The organism is Pseudomonas sp. TE3644, from assembly GCF_056278815.1.
Window position 1 is genome coordinate 1,742,039 of record NZ_JBWBQF010000001.1, and the last position, 17,453, is coordinate 1,759,491.

Annotated in this window: 13 protein-coding genes; 9 read left to right on the forward strand and 4 right to left on the reverse strand. The window is 65.5% G+C overall.

All coding sequences use genetic code 11. The features are described 5' to 3' along the window. Nucleotides 1-407: 407 nt before the first annotated feature. Complete coding sequence (locus ACZ9GA_RS07825; protein WP_457363232.1) at nt 408-1,124, forward strand: alpha/beta hydrolase fold domain-containing protein; 717 nt, start codon at nt 408-410, stop codon at nt 1,122-1,124. Here the strand turns inward: ACZ9GA_RS07825 and ACZ9GA_RS07830 are convergent. After that, the gene (locus ACZ9GA_RS07830; protein WP_457363231.1) at nt 1,109-2,245 is read right to left on the reverse strand and encodes an MFS transporter; all 1,137 of its coding nucleotides are present in this window, start codon (nt 2,243-2,245) and stop codon (nt 1,109-1,111) included. The two genes, ACZ9GA_RS07825 and ACZ9GA_RS07830, sit on opposite strands and share 16 nt — an antisense overlap. 243 nt (nt 2,246-2,488) lie before the next feature. On the opposite strand from ACZ9GA_RS07830, the gene ACZ9GA_RS07835 reads away from it, so the two are divergent. The 4 genes from ACZ9GA_RS07835 to ACZ9GA_RS07850 are packed head-to-tail and all read left to right on the forward strand — an operon-like array spanning nt 2,489 to nt 9,169. After that, on the forward strand, nt 2,489-3,520 hold the full coding sequence (locus ACZ9GA_RS07835) for an ABC transporter substrate-binding protein (protein WP_457363230.1): 1,032 nt from the start codon (nt 2,489-2,491) through the stop codon (nt 3,518-3,520). A 32-nt stretch (nt 3,521-3,552) separates the two neighbouring features. Continuing rightward, entirely contained in the window at nt 3,553-5,793 is a 2,241-nt protein-coding gene (locus tag ACZ9GA_RS07840; protein ID WP_457363229.1) for a TonB-dependent receptor, read from the forward strand. Between the two features lie 12 nt (nt 5,794-5,805). Beyond that, a complete protein-coding gene (locus ACZ9GA_RS07845; protein ID WP_457363228.1) occupies nt 5,806-8,553 on the forward strand; it encodes an exo-rhamnogalacturonan lyase family protein in 2,748 nt (915 codons plus the stop codon). Nucleotides 8,554-8,560: 7 nt separating this feature from the next. Next, nucleotides 8,561-9,169, forward strand: coding sequence for a DUF6250 domain-containing protein (locus ACZ9GA_RS07850; RefSeq protein ID WP_457363227.1), 609 nt, complete (start codon nt 8,561-8,563; stop codon nt 9,167-9,169). Here the strand turns inward: ACZ9GA_RS07850 and ACZ9GA_RS07855 are convergent. Next, nucleotides 9,150-10,127 (reverse strand): LysR family transcriptional regulator, encoded by a 978-nt coding sequence (locus ACZ9GA_RS07855; RefSeq protein ID WP_457363226.1) that lies wholly within the window; start codon nt 10,125-10,127, stop codon nt 9,150-9,152. The genes ACZ9GA_RS07850 and ACZ9GA_RS07855 overlap by 20 nt on opposite strands. A 477-nt stretch (nt 10,128-10,604) precedes the next feature. Between ACZ9GA_RS07855 and ACZ9GA_RS07860 the strand changes: the two genes are divergently transcribed. Beyond that, the gene (locus ACZ9GA_RS07860; protein WP_457363225.1) at nt 10,605-11,099 is read left to right on the forward strand and encodes a hypothetical protein; all 495 of its coding nucleotides are present in this window, start codon (nt 10,605-10,607) and stop codon (nt 11,097-11,099) included. Nucleotides 11,100-11,262: 163 nt separating this feature from the next. Here ACZ9GA_RS07860 and ACZ9GA_RS07865 read toward each other — a convergent pair whose 3' ends face one another. Both ACZ9GA_RS07865 and ACZ9GA_RS07870 read right to left on the reverse strand, forming a co-directional pair. Then, nucleotides 11,263-11,904 carry a helix-turn-helix domain-containing protein gene (locus ACZ9GA_RS07865; protein WP_457363224.1) on the reverse strand — a complete coding sequence of 214 codons (642 nt, stop codon included), beginning with the start codon at nt 11,902-11,904 and terminating at the stop codon, nt 11,263-11,265. 3 nt (nt 11,905-11,907) lie between these two features. Further along, on the reverse strand, nt 11,908-12,072 hold the full coding sequence (locus ACZ9GA_RS07870) for a hypothetical protein (RefSeq protein WP_457363223.1): 165 nt from the start codon (nt 12,070-12,072) through the stop codon (nt 11,908-11,910). A gap of 1,125 nt (nt 12,073-13,197) precedes the next feature. Here ACZ9GA_RS07870 and ACZ9GA_RS07875 point away from each other — a divergent pair. The 3 genes from ACZ9GA_RS07875 to ACZ9GA_RS07885 are packed head-to-tail and all read left to right on the forward strand — an operon-like array spanning nt 13,198 to nt 17,445. Continuing rightward, the gene (locus ACZ9GA_RS07875; protein ID WP_457363221.1) at nt 13,198-14,022 is read left to right on the forward strand and encodes a class II aldolase/adducin family protein; all 825 of its coding nucleotides are present in this window, start codon (nt 13,198-13,200) and stop codon (nt 14,020-14,022) included. Nucleotides 14,023-14,031: 9 nt separating this feature from the next. Next, nucleotides 14,032-14,988, forward strand: coding sequence for an ABC transporter substrate-binding protein (locus ACZ9GA_RS07880; protein WP_457363220.1), 957 nt, complete (start codon nt 14,032-14,034; stop codon nt 14,986-14,988). Nucleotides 14,989-14,994: 6 nt separating this feature from the next. Further along, complete coding sequence (locus ACZ9GA_RS07885) at nt 14,995-17,445, forward strand: TonB-dependent receptor plug domain-containing protein (RefSeq protein ID WP_457363219.1); 2,451 nt, start codon at nt 14,995-14,997, stop codon at nt 17,443-17,445. Nucleotides 17,446-17,453: the final 8 nt, after the last annotated feature.

The window sequence follows — 17,453 nt, forward strand, 5'->3', positions numbered from 1 at the left end:
CGCGGGCGGCGCTCGATCTCAAGAACACTGCAAAACCCAAGACATGCGCCTACAACAAACACCACTGCCCATGTAGCCGCTGCCGCCAGGCTGCGCTGGCCTGTGTGAACCCTGAAGATCTCCAGCGAGGCGTAGGGCCAGCGCAGCCTGGCGGCAGCGGCTACGCGGACTGTGTTGGGTTCCTAGGTGCATGTCTTGGTTTTTTCAGCGCTTTTGAGATCGCGCGCCGCCCGCGCGGCGCTTCCCGAGGTTCCCTCGGTCCCACATCTGTTTCAGGCCAGTTATGCCTGTGGGGTCACCTAATCCACATCGCCCTTATGCCAGGCAAGCCATATATCTTGCCTTTTGATCATTGGACGTTCGCCAAAAGCCATGCAAAGGTAACCCCCCAACCCAGATCCCCCACCATGCCCCTCGACCTCTACCACCCCCACATCCCCCAGCCCACCCACCCCCTGATCCTCTTCATCCACGGCGGCGGCTGGCAAGCCGGCGATGCCCGCACCCACGCCGCCTTCGGCGACTTCCCCGCCGAACTGCAACGCTGGGCCAACCTGGGCTACGTGGTCGCCTCGGTGAACTACCGCCTCAGCCCCGAGGCCCCCTACCCGGCGGCGGTCGACGACATCCAGGCCGCCCTGACCTGGCTGCACGCCAACGCCCAACGCCTCACCATCGACCCCCAGCGCACCGGGCTGTGGGGCGTATCGGCCGGCGCTCATCTGGCAGCGCTGAGCGCGGTCAACGCCCCGGTGCAAGCCGTGGTCGCCTGGTACGGCGCCTTCGACCTGCAAACCCTGGACGACCTGCCGCCCGCCACCGCCGACGCCGCCCGCCGCTGGCTGGGCGACAGCCAGAACGCCGCCAGCGCCAGCCCCCTGCGCCTGCTCAACGCCGACTCGCCGCCCATGCTGCTGATCCACGGCGACCAGGACCAGGTCATCCCGCACCGCCAGTCCCAGGCCATGGCGCGCCAACTGAGCGACGACAGCCAGTTGCTGATCCTCCCCGGCGTAGGCCACAGCTTCACCAGCCCCGACGCAGCGCAAAAGCAGGCCGCCGTCACCCAGGCCGTGCAGGCCAGCGAAGCGTTTTTCCAGCGCTGGCTTCAGCCCGCTGACTGACGCCGCCCCGGCAGCGCCAGGCCCAGCACCCCCAGCAACGGCAGCACCGCGCACAGGCGAAACAGCATCGCCACGCCCACCTGATCGGCCAACATCCCCAACCCCGCTGCCGCCATGCCGCTGATACCAAACGTCAGCCCGAAGAACAGCCCCGCTACCAACCCCGTGCGCCCCGGCAGCAGCTCCTGGGCCATGACTAGAATCGCCGCAAACGCCGACGCCAGCGTCACCCCGATCACCACCGACAACAGCGTGGTCACCGGCAACGACGCATAAGGCAGCCACAGCGTGAACGGGCACACCCCCAGGATCGACAGTACAATCACCGGCTTGCGCCCGATGCGGTCACCCAGCGGCCCGCCGATCAGCGACCCGGCTGCAATGGCGGCCAGGAAGATAAACAGCTGCACCTGCGCCTGCGCCGTGCTCAGGCCAAAGCGGTCCATCAGGAAGAAGGTGTAGAAGTTGGCGATGGCCGCCAGGTACACGTACTTGGACATCACCAGCACCGCCAGCAGCATCAGCGCCCGAGGCACCTGCGCAGGCGTGCCGACCACACCAGCCACGCTCGGGGCCTGCGGCACAGCCTTCACCAGCACCACCAACAGCACCCCGCCCAGCAACGCCAGGGCCACCAGCCACGCTGCGCCGACCGGCAACGACACCACCAGCAACGCCGCCAGCAACAAGGGCCCCAACGCCGAGCCCACGTTGCCGCCCAACTGAAACACCGACTGTGCCAGCCCAGGCCGGCCATTGCTCAACTGCCGCGCCAGCCGCGAGCCCTGGGGATGAAACAGCGACGACCCCAACCCCACCAGCGCCGCCGCACCGGCCAGCCCCGCAAACCCCTGGGCCAGCCCCAGCACGCCCATGCCCAGCGCCATGCACAGCATCGACAGCGGCAACAGCCAGCGCAGGGCAAAGCGATCCGCCAGTGCGCCCACCAGCGGCTGGCACAGGCAGCCGGTGGCATGGAAGGCCAGGGTGATCAAACCGATCTGGCTATAGCTGAGGGCAAAATCGTTTTTCAGGCGCGGGTACAGCGACGGCAGCACGGCCTGGAACAGATCGTTGAACACATGGGCGGTGGCCAGCAGCAACAGCAGGGGCAGGGTCATGGCGGGTTCGCAAGGCAAGGGGAGGGGGAACGCAGGGGGCTGCCAGTAAACGCGAATGGATGGCCCGCCGGCCAATGCATATTCATCAAAGTATTTTTGCGCTTTGCGAATAATCCATAAGAGCCAGACACTACACGGCTTATGCCAAAACCACTGGTATGCAACGATTTTTAGTATTTACGGTTACTAACCTGGCCATGATTTAACGGCGCCGTGTTCACTTGTCACGGAGCCTCGGCCCCCATGTATCGATCCCTGTTCAGCGCACTGGCCCTCAGCCTGTGCTGCGCCCACGCCCTGGCCCAGCCGCAATTGCGCATCGCCGTGCCGGACATCGGCGCCGGCACCACGCCGTCGGGTGGCGGGCTGGTGGACGTCATCCACAGCCGGCATCTGCTGGAGCAGGCCTTCGCGGCCGATGGGGTCGAGGTCAAATGGATGTTCTTCAAGGGCGCCGGCCCCCTGATCAACGAATCCTTCGCCAGCGGCCAGGTGGACATGGCCTACCTGGGCGACCTGGCCAGCATCGTCGGCAAGGCCAACGGCCTGGACACGCGGATCGTCGCTGCCGCCGCCCGGGGCGTCAGCCACTACCTGGCCGTGCCGCCGGGCTCCAGCGTCAAGACCCTGGCCGACCTCAAGGGCAAGACCGTGGGCCTGTTCCGTGGCACCGCCGCGCAACTGTCGTTTATCCAGGCGCTGAAAACCGCCGGCATGACCGAGAAGGACGTGCGCGTGGTCAACCTCGACTTCGTCGCCGCCAGCGCCGCCCTGGCCGCCCGGCAGATCGACGCTACCTGGGGCGGCGCCAACGTGCTGGCCCTGCGCGACAAAGGCCTGGCCGCCGTGCCGCTGTCCACCCGCACCCTGGGCGGCGCTGGCGAGCTGGTCGGGCTGGTGCTGGTCACCGGCGGCCTGGCCCACGACCACCCGGACTGGCTGGCGCGCATCCTTGAGGTGCAACAGCAGGCCGCGCACTGGGCGGCCGCCCCCGAACATCGCGATGCCTACCTGCAGTTGCTGGCCACCCAGGCCGGCTACCCGGAAGGCATCCTGCGCGCCGACCTCGAGGGCGCACCGCCCCTGTCGGTGCTGCTGTCACCCACGCTGGACAGCGCGTTCATCGAGCAACTGCAGCAGTCAGTCGACACGGCCCTGGCCGCCCGCCTGATCCGCCGCGATGTACAGGTACGCGACTGGCTGGCCAGCGTGCCACCGCCCCTTTCAACCTCCCCCGAACCGGGCGTACCTGCGCAGACCGCCGCCGCTCACTGAACCGAACCGCCTCACGATTCGATGGACACCCCATGAAGCACTTTGCCCTGAACCCCTATACCTCGTTGCTGGCCCTGATGATCAGTAGCGCCAGCGCCCTGGCCGACGAGACGGTTGCCAGTCCCGGCGATACCCAACTGCAAACCGTCAAGGTCGAGGCGGCGCGCACCGTCGACGCCCAGCAGCCCCCAGCGTCCACCCGCACGCTGTCCGGCAAGACCCTGGAACAGCAGCGTATCTACCGTCTGCAGGACCTGCAGCAAGTTGCCTCGGGCCTGGACATCGCCACGGTCAATTCGTATGACACACGCGTCACCATTCGCGGCGTGGGCGATGGCGGCGGCAGCGAGATCAACATCGGCATGCCCAGCAGCGTCGGCCTGTTCCTGGACAACGTCTACCTCAGCCGCCCCGGCATGCTGTCCAACGACCTGCTCGACATCGACAGCGCCAACGTCTTCAGCGGCCCGCAAGGCACGCTGTTCGGCTACAACACCACGGGCGGTGCCATCGACATCCACAGCCGCCAGCCCACCTTCACCCCTCAAGCTTCGGTGCGCCAATCGCTGGGCAGCCACGGTTTCACCCAGACCCAGGGCATGCTCTCCGGCTCCCTGGGCGATGGCTGGGCGGGGCGCATCAACCTGTCCCACACCGAGCGCGGCGGCACCGTGGAAAACATCGAGACCGGCCATGAACTGGGCGGCAGCATCCAGGACGGCTTCCGCGGGCAACTGCTGTACAAGCCTGACGACGACTTCAGCCTGCGCCTGATCGCCGATTACAACCAAGCCAGCAATAACCCGGTGCTGGTGCTCGACAGCACCCACGCCATCAACGGCGTCGACACCTACCGCAACCGCGCCAGCGCCCTGGGCGCCGACGTGGTCACGGGCGGGCGCAAGGTGGCGCTGGACGATGAAAGCAGCGCCAAGGTGGAGCAGGGCGGGGTGTCGGCCGAGGCCAACTGGCGCCTGGGTGATGGCTACAACCTGCGTTCGGTGACCTCATTCCGCTACTTCGGCTTCAAGCCCAAGACCGCCGACAACCTTGACGTGCCGCTGTACAGCGACAGCGGCGCCGACGTGCACGACCGTACCTGGTCACAGAGCTTGCGGCTCGACTCCCCGCGCGGCGAGTTCTTTGACTACGCCCTGGGCGCCAGCTACTTCGGCGAGAACCTGGACACCTACGCCCACGACCACTATGCGGCGGTGTACCCGACCATTTATTACGGCAACACCACCAACACCAACAAGCTGGTGCAGCGCTTCGGCGAGCTCAACGACCAGGTGTTCTCGCTGTGGGCCCAGGGCACCTGGCACCTCACCGACAAGTTCGACGTGACGGCCGGCGCGCGGGAAACCTACGACCAGAAGTCCGGCTCGTTCCGCCGCGTCAACAAAAGCGACTTCGACTCCGGCGAGTTGCACCAGTACAGCCGCCTGCCCGCCGCCATGGTCAATTTCAGCTACCAACTGTTGCCCAATGTGCAGACCTACCTGACCGTGGCCTACGGCGAAAAAGCCGGCGGCCTCAACGTGTCCTCCGGTGCCGCCGCCAAGGCCGGCACCGGCAGCCTGTACATCGAACCGGAAACCACCAAAGGCGCCGAACTGGGCTTCAAGAGCCACTGGCTGGACAACCGCGTCACCCTCGACACGGCCGTGTTCTGGTCCCAGGTGTCCAAGTTCCAGACCACCGCCTACGACCTGGAAAGCCAGAGCAGCTACCTGATCAACGCCGGCACCATGCGCTCGCGTGGCGTGGAAACCACCCTGGGCCTCAAGCCCCTCGACGGCCTGAGCATCGACCTCAACGCCACGGTGCTGGACAACAAGTACCTGGACTTCAAGAACGCCACCTGCCCGCCGGCCATCAGCCTGGCCGCCGGGGCCCCAGCCACCTGCGACGAGACTGGCCAGCAGGTGTTCCGCTCGCCAAAACTCACCTACAGCCTCAACACCCGCTACCAGTGGACCGCACTGGACAACCTGCAGGCCTTCGCCGCCGGGCGCTGGTCGTACCGCACCTGGGCCTTTGGCACCGTGGACGATTCGGCCTTCACGCGCATCCCCGGCTACGGCCTGCTGGGCCTGTCCACCGGCCTGAGCGGCAAGTACGGCGACGGTCGCTGGAACGCCTCGCTGTGGGTCAACAACGCGCTGAACAAACGCTACTACGTGACCATGACCGCCGGCGACTACGGCAGCGCCTTCGGCGTGCTGGGCGACCCGCGCACCCTGGGCGTGACCCTGGGCTATGACTTCTGAGGGCGACTGGCAATGACTTCCCTGATGTTCAACCGTCGCAGCTTCATGCGCGGCAGCGCGGTGCTGGCCAGCGCTGCGCCCTTCATCGGCCCGGCTCTGGCGAACAGCGCCCCTCAACCTGGCCCTTTGCGTACGCCCCTGGGCTGGCTGGGGCAGGCGACCCCGCGCAGCTTCGAAGGCGTGACCTGGGGCACCCCATGGCCCCAGGGCCTGGTGCCCGCCGATCGGCATTTCGTCCTGGCCGGCCATGACACCCCGGTGCAAAGCTGGCCGCTGGCCTATTGGCCCGACGGCAGCCTGAAATGGACCGGGCATGCCGTGGGCCCGCAGGCACGCCTGGCGGCGCAGTACGAACTGCAACCGGTAAGCCAGGCCCCGGCGCCTGGCGCCGACCTGGTCACGGAAACGGCTGACAGCCTGATACTGGACACCGGCCTGCTGCGCTGCGAAATCCCGCGCCAAGGCGATGTTCTGCTGGCCTTGGTAGCGCGCCAGGGCCAACCGACCCTGCGCAACGGCCACCTGTTGCTGCACGTGCAGGGCGACCCGGATCAACCCGGCGCTGCCGTGCAAGCGCTGCGCAGCCAGATCGAACGCGTGGTGGTCGAGCAGAAAGGCCCGGTGCGCGCGGTCATCGCCGTGCATGGCAGCCATCAGACGGCGGAAGGCAGCCGTAAACTGCTGCCTTTCACCGTGCGCCTGTACGCCTACGCCAACAGCGAGCGCCTGCGCCTGGTGCATTCCTTCGTGTTCGACGCCGATGAACACACCGACTTCATCAGCGGCATCGCCCTGCGCTTCGACACGCCGCAAACCGCCGCCTTGCACGACCGTCACGTGCGTTTCGTCACCGCCAACGGCGGTGTGTTCGCCGAAGCCGTACGCGGCCTGACCGGGCTGCGCCGCGACCCCGGCGAAGCGGTGCGCAAGGCCCAGATCGAGGGCCGGCCGACGCCACCGGTCGCCCAATTCGCCCCCGAAGTCGGCCAGCGCCTGCAGTACATCCCGGCTTTCGGCAGCTACCGCCTGCTGCAGGCCCACCCCGACGGCTACCAGATCACCAAACGCACCGCCCAGGGCCACGGCTGGCTCAACAGCGCCACCGGCGAGCGCGCGGCGGGCGTCGGCTACCTGGGCTCGCCCAATGGCGGTGTGGTGTTCGGCCTGCGCAACTTCTGGCAGAGCTACCCGGCACAACTGGACATCAGCGCCGCGCACACCGACCTCGCTCAAGTGACGATATGGCTGTGGGCTTCGCAGGCTGCGCCCATGGACCTGCGCTTCTACCACGACGGCCTGGGCGAGACCGATTTCACCCGTCAGCGTGAAGCCTTGGAGATCACCTACGAGGACTACGAACCCGGCTTCGGCACGCCATTGGGCGTGGCCCGCACCAGCGAAATCGAGCTGCAATTCGTCGCCGCCACCCCCAGCAACACCGCGCTGGTCGACATCGCCGCGCGCATCCAGGACCCGGCCCTGCTGGTGGCCAGCCCCACGCGCCTGCATCGTGCCGGGGTGTTCGGCCCCGACTGGGCGCCGTTGGACAGCAGCGCCCAGGGCGCCAAGCCGCTGGAGGCGCAACTGGCGTTCTACTTCGATTTCTACCGCGATGAGGTGGAGCAGCGGCGCTGGTACGGCTTCTGGGACTACGGCGACGTGATGCACACCTACGACGAAGACCGCCACGTGTGGCGCTACGACGTGGGCGGCTACGCCTGGGACAACTCCGAGCTGAGCACCGACCTGTGGCTGTGGTTCTACTTTCTGCGCACCGGCCGCCACGACGTGTTCCGCATGGCCGAGGCCATGACCCGCCACACTGGCGAAGTCGACGTGCACCACATCGGGCGCTTCGCCCCGCTGGGCTCGCGGCACAACGTGCAGCACTGGGGCGACAGCGCCAAGCAACTGCGCATCTCCACCGTGGCCAACCGCCGCTTCCTGTACTACCTCACCGCCGACGAGCGCGTCGGTGACCTGATGCGTGCCCAGGTCGAAGCCTTGCGCACCCTGCGCGAGGTGGTGCCGGGCCGCAAGGTGGGCCAGCAGCGCGACGCCCGCGAGGGTTATGCCAGCATCTCCTTTGGCACCGACTGGGGCGCCATCGCCGCCGCCTGGCTGACCGAGTGGGAGCGCACCGGCGACCCGGCCGTGGCCCAGCGCCTGCGCAACAGCATGGACAGCATCGCCGCCCAGCCCCACGGCTTTTTCACCGGCGTGGGCGAGATGGAACTGGACAGCGGCCGCTTCGACATCGACACCAGCGGCAAGCTCACCGTGTCGCATTTATCCGCCGTGTTTGGCCTGGCAGAAATCTGCAGCGAGCTGCTGCAAGTGCTGCCCTCGGCACGTTTCGAAAGCGCCTGGCTGGACTACTGCCGCCTGTACAACGCCCCCGCCGATCAGGTGCGCAAGGCCCTCGGCAAGCCACTGGGCAACCTCAACCTGGCCCAGGGCCACGCGCGCCTGACTGCCTTCGCCGGCTGGCGCCTGAAGGATTCGGGCTTGCAGCAGCGCGCCTGGCGCGAGTTCGCCGCCGGCTCCGGCGGCATCCCCAAGCCCGATCGCCAGCTGCACGACGTGCTGGTGCCGGCCTACGTACGCAACCTCAAGGAGCCCGCGCCCGTGTCGATCATCGACGAGCGCGCTGGCACCTCTCAGGAAGCCAACCTGTCCACCAACGCGGTTGCCCAGTGGGGGCTGACCGCCATGGCGCTGCTGGCCCTGGCCGGCCGGCCCGTTCCCCATGAGCATTGAGGCTTGCATGCAGCAGATTGTGCGTGACCGATTCGAACGTTTTGATCCACAGCGCTGGCGTGTGGAAGTGGAGCGCGGCGAGGATTCGCGGGTCAGCGTGGAGCAGGGCAGGCTGGTAATGGACACCAGCGCCGGCATGACCCTGTGGCTGAACCAGCCGCTGGGCGGCGCCTACCGCATCGCCTTCCAGCGCCAGGTGCTGGTGCAGGGCCAGGCCAACGACCGGCTCTCGGACCTCAACTGCTTTTGGGCCGCCCACGAGCCGGGCAGCACGGATTTGCTGCCGCGCGACGGCGTGCTGGAAAGCTACGACTCGCTGGACACCTGGTACGTGGGCATGGGCGGCAACGGCAACACCACCACGCGCTTTCGTCGTTATGACGGCAGCGAGCGGCGGCCGTTGCTGGGCGAGTGGCTGGACGCCGGGCACCTGCTCAAGGCCGGCCACGATTACCACATCGTCATCGAGGTACGGGCCACCGGCACCAGCTTCTGGGTCGACGGCGAGCGGGTGTTCCATCAGGCACTGGACGGCCTGCCCGCGCCGGGCTACTTCGGCTTTCGCTCGGTATGGTCGCGCCAGCGCATCGGCGACTTCACTGTGCAAGCCCTGTAAGCACGTCGCGCAGGCTGTCCGGCGGGGTGGCGGGCAGGGCGGCTTCCACGGCCTGCATGGCGCGGTCGGCGTCCAGAAAGGCGTCGATCAGCGCCTGGGCCAGGAACGATAGCTTGTAGCCTGCGCGGCTGACGATGCCGTAATGGGTAAAAAACTCCGCCGCCTGCGGGTCCAGCCCGCGCACTGTCAACAGCTTCAGGCCTTGCTGCAAATACGGGTTGCTGCGGCTGACGTTGGTGGTGCCGATGGCGTCGGAATGCTGGATCACCGCCACCAGGCTGTAGCCGTTGTCGCACTCGATACTGGTCTGGAAATCCGGCCGCCCGCTGAGCTCCACCAGCGCCTTGCGCAGGTTGGGCGGGCGCACGGTGCCGGCCAGGGGGTAGCTGAACAGCTGCTCCACGGTCACCTCGTCGAACTGCGCCAGCGGGTGCCCGCTGCGGCAGCAGAAACCCCAGCGGTGCGGGCTGAGCAGCTGCACGCGGTAGTCGGGGTCGAACTCGAAATGGCGTGCGTCGGCGACAAAAAACTCGCATTCCTCGGCCAACAGCCGCTGCCCCAGCGCCTGCCAATTGTCCACGTGAAAACGCAGCCGCACCTTGGGCAACTGCCGGGTGAATTGGCCGATCGCCTGGGGCATCAACCACGCCGCGGGCGCCGGCCCGCAGCCGAACGACAACTCGCCGGCCTCGCGCTCGTTGAACTGGCGTACCTCGTTGATCAGGTTATGCGCGTTGCCCACCAGCAGGCGTGCGTGCTCCAGCACGATCAGGCCTTTCTTGGTGGGTTCCAGGTTGCGATTTCGGTCGATCAGCCGCGCGCCAAAGCTCTGCTCCAGCGCCTGGATACTGCGGCTGAACGCCGATTGCGAAATATTGACCGACTGGGCGGCCAGACCGAAATTGCGAAATTCGACCAGGGCGATGAAATGGCGAAGCTGGCGCAGATCCAGGTGCATGGTGACGCAGGTTCCAGAAGCGGTGGTGGCCCGCTACTGTGCCTGTCGGCCATCGATTTGAAAAAGAACCAAAAACTCGCCGGGCTGGCGTTTTGGCATATGCGGCGTTGGCCCCTGACGCAGCCTTCGGCAGCTGCTACAGGTTGGCGCACACCCTGTAGCAGCTGCCGAAGGCTGCGTCAGGGCCACCCCTGCTAGAAAATAATGCCGCACCTTAGAACGATTATTCATCTGGGTTATTAGTTAATCGTCCAATCGCATATCCATTACGCCGCTTTTGAATGCCTGGCGCCGACCAATGACGCCAAAGCGTCACTTCCCCTGTGCTAGCGTCAATAGCGCTTGCCATCAGGCCAAAGACAACGCTGCAACGGCCATTTGCTTCGCTTTACCGGCCCATTGTCCGCCGCCCATCGATCCGTAGAATCCGCCCCCATCAGCTTCTACCCCACTATCGAATTGAAAGAGGATTTCACCATGATGAACGCAATGCAGATGCCCATGAGCGCCAACATGCCGATGATGCCAATGATGGGCATGCCGATGATGATGGCCACCATGACCATGGACATGATGGAAGACTGCATGATGTGCACCATGAAGCCTGCCGCCGGCATGGACATGGCCATGTTCAAGAACAACTGCGAAATGATGCAGATGATGATGAACTGCGGCATGCCGATGATGATGCATTGCGGCAACATGTCGATGATGTGCATGTCCCAGGCCGCCATGGCCATGCCGATGGGCATGATGATGCCGATGATGGGCATGCCGATGCCAATGATGAAGTGCGTGATGGAGTGCACCATGATGGCCGACGGCATGACCTGCAAGATGATGCCGATGCCGGGCATGACCATGGACATGATGAAAAACGGCGGCATGCTGATGATGAAAATGATGACCGACTGCAGCATGCCGATGATGATGAGCTGCAACGGCATGCCGATGATGTGCTGCACCTGCTGATAGCACGGTAGAGCAACTGTCTTGAAACCGCGTCGTCTGCATCGCGACTAAAGTCGGCTCCTACGCCGTCCGTGGTAGGAGCCGGCCTTGGCCGCGATGCAGGCAACGCGATCGACAGGGTACGCACTGGGGGAGAGGTGTTGCTCGCTTGGAATAATTCAGGTCAGCCGAGGCGTTCTGGATAGGTCATCACCAGGTACGCCAGCACATCACTGTCCGCCGGGTTGCGATAGCGGTGTGGCTGGTCGGCGTAGAACACAATCGAATCACCGGTGGACAGCAGATAGCGTTCCTCGTTGACACTGATCTCCAGCACCCCCTGGGACACCACCAGGTTCTCCTGCACCCCGGGGCCGTGCCCTTCAGAGCTTTCCTCGCCCAAGGGGCTCAAGCGCAACTCGTAAAACTCTGCCTGCCGCGCCACATCAAAGGGGAACAGCGCCCGGCTGATGAAGGTGCCATTGGCGCTGACCAATCTCTTGCTCTCACGCGCCGGCAACACCGCCACGCCATCGAACTCACGTTGCTCAAGAAACGCCGCCACTGACACCTTCAGCGCCTTGGCAATCTTGCACAGCACCTTGATCGACGGCACGCTGCGCCCCGACTCGATCTGCGCCAGCATCGCCCGGCTCACGCCACTGGCCCGCGCCGTGGCGTCCAGCGACAACTGCCGCTTGGCGCGCAGGCGCTGCAGGTTCAGCGCCACGCGCTGGCCTACCAGGTCGTCATCGGTGTTTTCGGGGCTGTTGAATTCGGCGGGCAGCGCGAACGAGCTGTCGAGGAAACCGCTGGGCAAGGCCATCGATCAAGCCTGGCGCGAGGTATCGGCGGCCTTGAGCGCTTGCGCCCATTGTTGCTGAATGACAGCCGTCTGGCCGCTGTACATGGCCCACATCAGCTTGCCCAGGTGCTGCGCTTTCTTTCGATTGCGGTGCAGGGTCAGGTCGATCACGTTGGTGTGGGCAGTCATGGGTGTGTTCCTTGGGGCAGCGCGGCGAATGCCGGGGTGGGGTCAGGATAGCGGGATGGGCTTAGAACCTTAAATACTGAATGGGTATTGTGTAATTCGATTCTGGTATATCTGGGGTGGGTAGCTGTGGTGGGGTGGCAGGGGATTGGGGTGGGGCTGGCAGGTGCATGTCGATGTTTTTTGGGTGTCCATGCGATCGCGCGCCGCCCGCGCGGCGCTTCCCGGCCAGAGGCCGGTCCTACATTTGTTTCGGGCCAATTTTGTCTGTGGCATCACCTGGTCCGCTTTGTTTTTTCACTGCAGATTTGTGGTGGTGCCACCAAGGCGGTCGAGGTGATCCTCCAGACCTAACTGGCCCGAAACAGATGTAGGAGCGGGCTCTGCCCGCGAAGCGCCGCGCGGGCGGCGCTCGATCTCAAGGACGAAGAAAGCCTCAAGGCGAACACCTTTAAGCCACACCGCCAAGCTGCTCCTCCAGGCGGTAAATTGCATGAGGGCTGACAGGTGCATGCCGATGTTTTTCGGGTGTTCATGCAATCGCGCGCCGCCCGCGCGGCGCTTCCCGGCCAGAGGCCGGTCCTACATTTGTTTCGGGCCAATTTTGTCTGTGGCATCACCTGGTCCGCTTTTTTTTTTCGCTGCAGATTTGTGGTGGTGCCACCAAGGCGGTCGAGGTGATCCTCCAGACCTAACTGGCCCAAAACAAACGTGGGAGCGGGTTCTACCCGCGAAGCGCCGCGCGTGCGGCGCTCGATCTCAAGCACGAAGAAACCCTCCAGGCGAGCACCTTCATGCCCCCCACCTCACCCCAACAAAATGCATTTCCCTGATAACCAAAAACCACTTTAATAAAAAATAATTACAATATAACCAATCGTGATTTTACAGCCGATACTTAGACGAATAATGTTGATACACGCTTGACCCCAAGCGTCCATCCCGACCCCCGCACGGTGGAGGAGAGCCTATTCGCTTCCTGAACCGTGAGGGACACCCCATGCAAACCTGACCCACCGACTGCTTCGAGCCCCCTGAAAACCGCCGCCGCCCTGACTCACTTCAGCGAACCCGGCTGCGCCACTCAAAGCACCTGCCCCCAGGCAGGAGACAACCCGAGTCTGTCCGATGAGCCACGCACACCCCCAAAGCATCTACGGCCTGCCCCATGCCGACAACCGCCTGACCCTGACCCAGCCCGTCACCCAGCAAGACCCCATCGCCGAACGCTTGCACCGCAAACAGCGCCTGGCCGCCTCCTACCGGCTGTTCGCGCAACTGGGGTTCGAGGTCGGCGTGGCGGGGCATTTCACTGCGCGCGACCCGGTGTACACCGACCATTACTGGATCAACCCGCTGGGCGTGCCGTTCTCGCAGATCCGCGTGTCGCACCTGCTGCGCGTCGATGGCACTGGCCAGGTGGTGGAGGGCGAGGGCGTGCTCAACACCAGCGCCCTGGAGTTGCACTACGACCTGCAGCAGGCCCGCCCCGAGGTGGTCGGGATTGCCCATGTGCACGGTTTTCACGGTCGCGTCTGGTCGTCCCAAGGCAAACTGTTCCAGCCGATTACCGCGGAGTCCGGCGCTTTCATTGATGACCAGGTGATCTTCGATCGCCACGCCCTGCGCGCCGCCGACGGCCGTCTGGAGCAGAACCGCGACCGGGTCAGCCAGGCGTTCGTCGAGACCTTCGCCGACAACAACCTGCTGGTGTGGCAGAACCACGGCCTGTGGACCGTGGGCCACAGCGTGGAAAGCGCGGCCTGGCGCTTCATCCTCGCCGACGATACCGCTCGTGCCCACCTGTTGGCCTACAGCGCTGGCACGCCGGTGGTTCCTGAAGCCGACCCGCGCGACGCCGGCGACAAAGCCCGCCACGAATTCTTCAGCTGGCTGAACTTCCTGCCGCTGTGGGATCGCATCCGCCTGGAACAACCCGACCTGCTGGACTGAGGCTTAGCCATGCCGAATCTTTCTCGACGACGCCTGTTGCAGGCGGGCCTGCTGCTGGGCGCCGGGCAGCGCATGGCCTGGGCCGCCGAGCCGGCCTTGCGCGTGTGGCGCTACAAGGGTCTGGCCAGTTCCTTCATGGACCTGGCGGGGCAGGGCGATCTGCCGTACCCGGTGCAATGGGCCGACATCGCCGGTGGCAGCATTGTCATCGAAGCGCTGGCCAGCGACCACCTGGACTACGCCTACATGAGCGAGATCCCGCCGGTGTTCGCCGCCGCTTCCAAGGCGCCGATCAAGTTGATCGCCGTGGTCAAGGGCGACGCCAACGAGACCCGCCTGGTGGTGCGCAAGGACGCCGGCATTGCCCAGGTCAGCGACCTGAAAGGCAAGCGCGTGAGCTTTGTGCGCGGCACCAACACCCAGTGCTACCTGCTCAACCTGCTGGCCCACCAGGGCCTGTCGCTGGCCGACGTGGTGCCGGTGCCGATGCCCATGCAGGACGCGCTGTTCGCCTTTCGCAGCGGCCATATCGACGCGCTGGTGGCCGGCGGCATCAGCGGCCTGCAGGCCGAGACCCTGATGGACGGCCAGCTGTTGCCGGGCACCGAGGGTTTCTACGCCGGCAACTACCTGATCGCCACCAACGAAGCCGCCCTGGCCGACCCGCTGCGCCGCGCGCGCATCGCCGACTACCTGCAGCGCGAGCGCGCCACCTGGGCCTGGGTGCAAAACCATCCTGACGCCTGGGCCACCCGCAGCGCGAAGCTCACCGGCATCGACCGGCAGCTGTACCTGCAGCAGTTCCAGCGCCGCAGCCAACCGGCGCAGCTGGTGCCGATCGACGACGCGGCCATCGCTTCGCAACAGCAGGTCGCCGACCTGTTCTACGCCAACCAATTACTGCGCCAGGCCGTCGACGTGCGACCGCTGTGGCGTGACGACTTCCATCACCTTTTGAACAGTTGAATGCCCATGAAGCTGAAATCCTCTTTGTCGGGGCTGCGTTTCGCGCCCCTGCTGCTGGCCGGCTACGCCCTGCAACCGGCCTTCGCCGCCAGCGCCGATGACACCCTGGACACCGTCGTGGTCACCGGCTCGCGCGGCAGCGAGTCGCGCACCGTGACCAGCAGCCCGGCGCCGATCGACGTGATCAGCAGCCAACAACTGGAAAACACCGGCAGCGGCAGCCTGCGCGGCGCCCTGCAGAAAGCCCTGCCGTCGTTTTCGCAACGGCCCTCGGGCAGCTCCAACGACAGCATTGCCCGGCCCTACAGCCTGCGCGGCCTCAACGGCTCCAACGTGCTGGTGCTGGTCAACGGCAAGCGCCGCCACAACAGCGCGGTGATCAACCTCGACTCCACCGCCGCCTACGGCACCAACCCGGTGGACCTGGACATGATCCCGGTCAGCGCCGTGGACCACATCGAGGTGCTGCGCGACGGCGCGTCGGCGCAATACGGCTCGGACGCCATCGCCGGGGTGATCAACATCATCCTCAAACAGCAGGACCACGGCGGTTCGGTCAGCACCTCCTATGGCGATTATCCGGAGAAAGGTGACGGGGCCATCCTGCGGCAAACCTACAACCAGGGTTTCACACTGCCCAACGACGGTTTCTTCAACCTGTCGCTGGATGCCAAATCGCAGCAGACCGCCGTGCGCTCGCGCGACGCCACCGGCAGCTTCTACTACCGGCAGGCCGACGGCAGCGCCGACCCGCGCGACGCCACCGCCGACCGCGAGGTACAGAAAAACGGCCTGCCCAAAATCAAGGACATCAAGGTCGCCTACAACGCCGAGCTGCCGCTGGAGGACGTGACCCTGTACTCGTTCTCCACCTACAGCCACCGCGACGCGCGCGGCGGGCAGAACTACCGGCGGCCCAACTCCACCAACATCATCCCGCAGATCTACCCGGACGGCACCGCGCCGTTCTACACCCTGGTGGAGGACGACTACCAGGCCGCCGCCGGTGCCAAGGGCCAGGTGGCCGGCTGGAACTGGGACCTGAGCAGCACCTTCGGCCGCGACGATGCCCAGTCGGGCGCCGACGAAACCCTCAACGCCTCCCTGGGCCCCAGCAGCCCCACGCATTTCGACACCTACAGCAGCACCTTCGACCAGTGGACCAACAACCTGGACTTCACCCGCGCCTTCGACGTTGGCCTGAGCAAACCGGCGCAGGTGTCCTGGGGCCTGGAGCACCGGCACGAGCGCTACAAGACCGAGTCCGATGACCCGCTGTCGTACATCAACGGCGGCTACATCTACCCCAGCGGCCCGCTGGCCGGGCAGCCGGCGGCGGTGGGCGCCCAGGGCGCGATCACCCTGACCCCGGAGGACGCCGGGCAAGCCAGCCGCAACAGCTACGCCAGCTACCTGGACGTGGGCTTCAACCCTTTCGAGAAACTGTACGTGGGCGCGGCGGGGCGCTTCGAGGGCTACGACGATGGCTCGGGTACCACCACCAGCGGCAAGCTGTCGCTGCGCTATGATCTGACGCCGACTTTCGCCCTGCGCGGTACCCTGAGCAACGGCTTCCGCGCCCCATCGCTGTCGCAGTCGGTGTATGCGCAGACCGCCAACCAGTACACCTCGGTCAACGGCGTGTCGCAGTTCGTCGAGGCCAAGACCGCCCGCGTCGACTCGGCTTTGGCCCAGGCCCTGGGCGCCACCGACCTGAAACCGGAGAAGTCGCAGAACATCAGCCTGGGCTTTACCTGGCAGCCGATCCAGGCCGCCAGCGTGACCCTGGACGCCTACCAGATCAAGATCGACGACCGCATCGCCTTGACCGGCTTCCTCTCGGGCGCCGGCGTCAACCAGATCCTGGTCGCCAACGGCTACAAGCCCGGTTACCAGGTCAAATACTTCACCAACGCCGCCGACACCACCACCCGCGGCCTGGACCTGGTCACCGACTACAAGGTCGACTACGGCGCCTATGGTCGGGTCAAGTACGGCGTGGCCTTCAACTGGAACAAGACCCAGATCGACAGCATCAAGTCCACCCCGGCGGCACTCACGGCCGCCGGCAGCAACCTGGTGTTGTTCGACCGCGTGGCCCAGGGCTACCTGACCGTGGCCAACCCCAAGACCAAGCTGATTTTGAGCAGCGTGTGGGACATCGGCAGCTTTACCGTGACCGGCGCCGTGACCCGCTACGACAAGGTCACCGCCCGCGACACCAACCCGCAGTACGACGTGACCTACGGCGCCAAGTGGCTCACCGACCTGGAAGTGGCCTACGCGGTCACCAAGGACTTCAGCGTGGCGGTGGGCGCCAACAACCTGTTCGACGTGCGCGCCGACAACAACGCCTACCCCCAGGGCGACGTCAACGGCTTCCCCAAATTCGGCAGCATCGAGCCCTTCGACCCCTATGGCGGCTTCTGGTACACGCGCCTGACCTACAACTTCTAAGGAGCGGC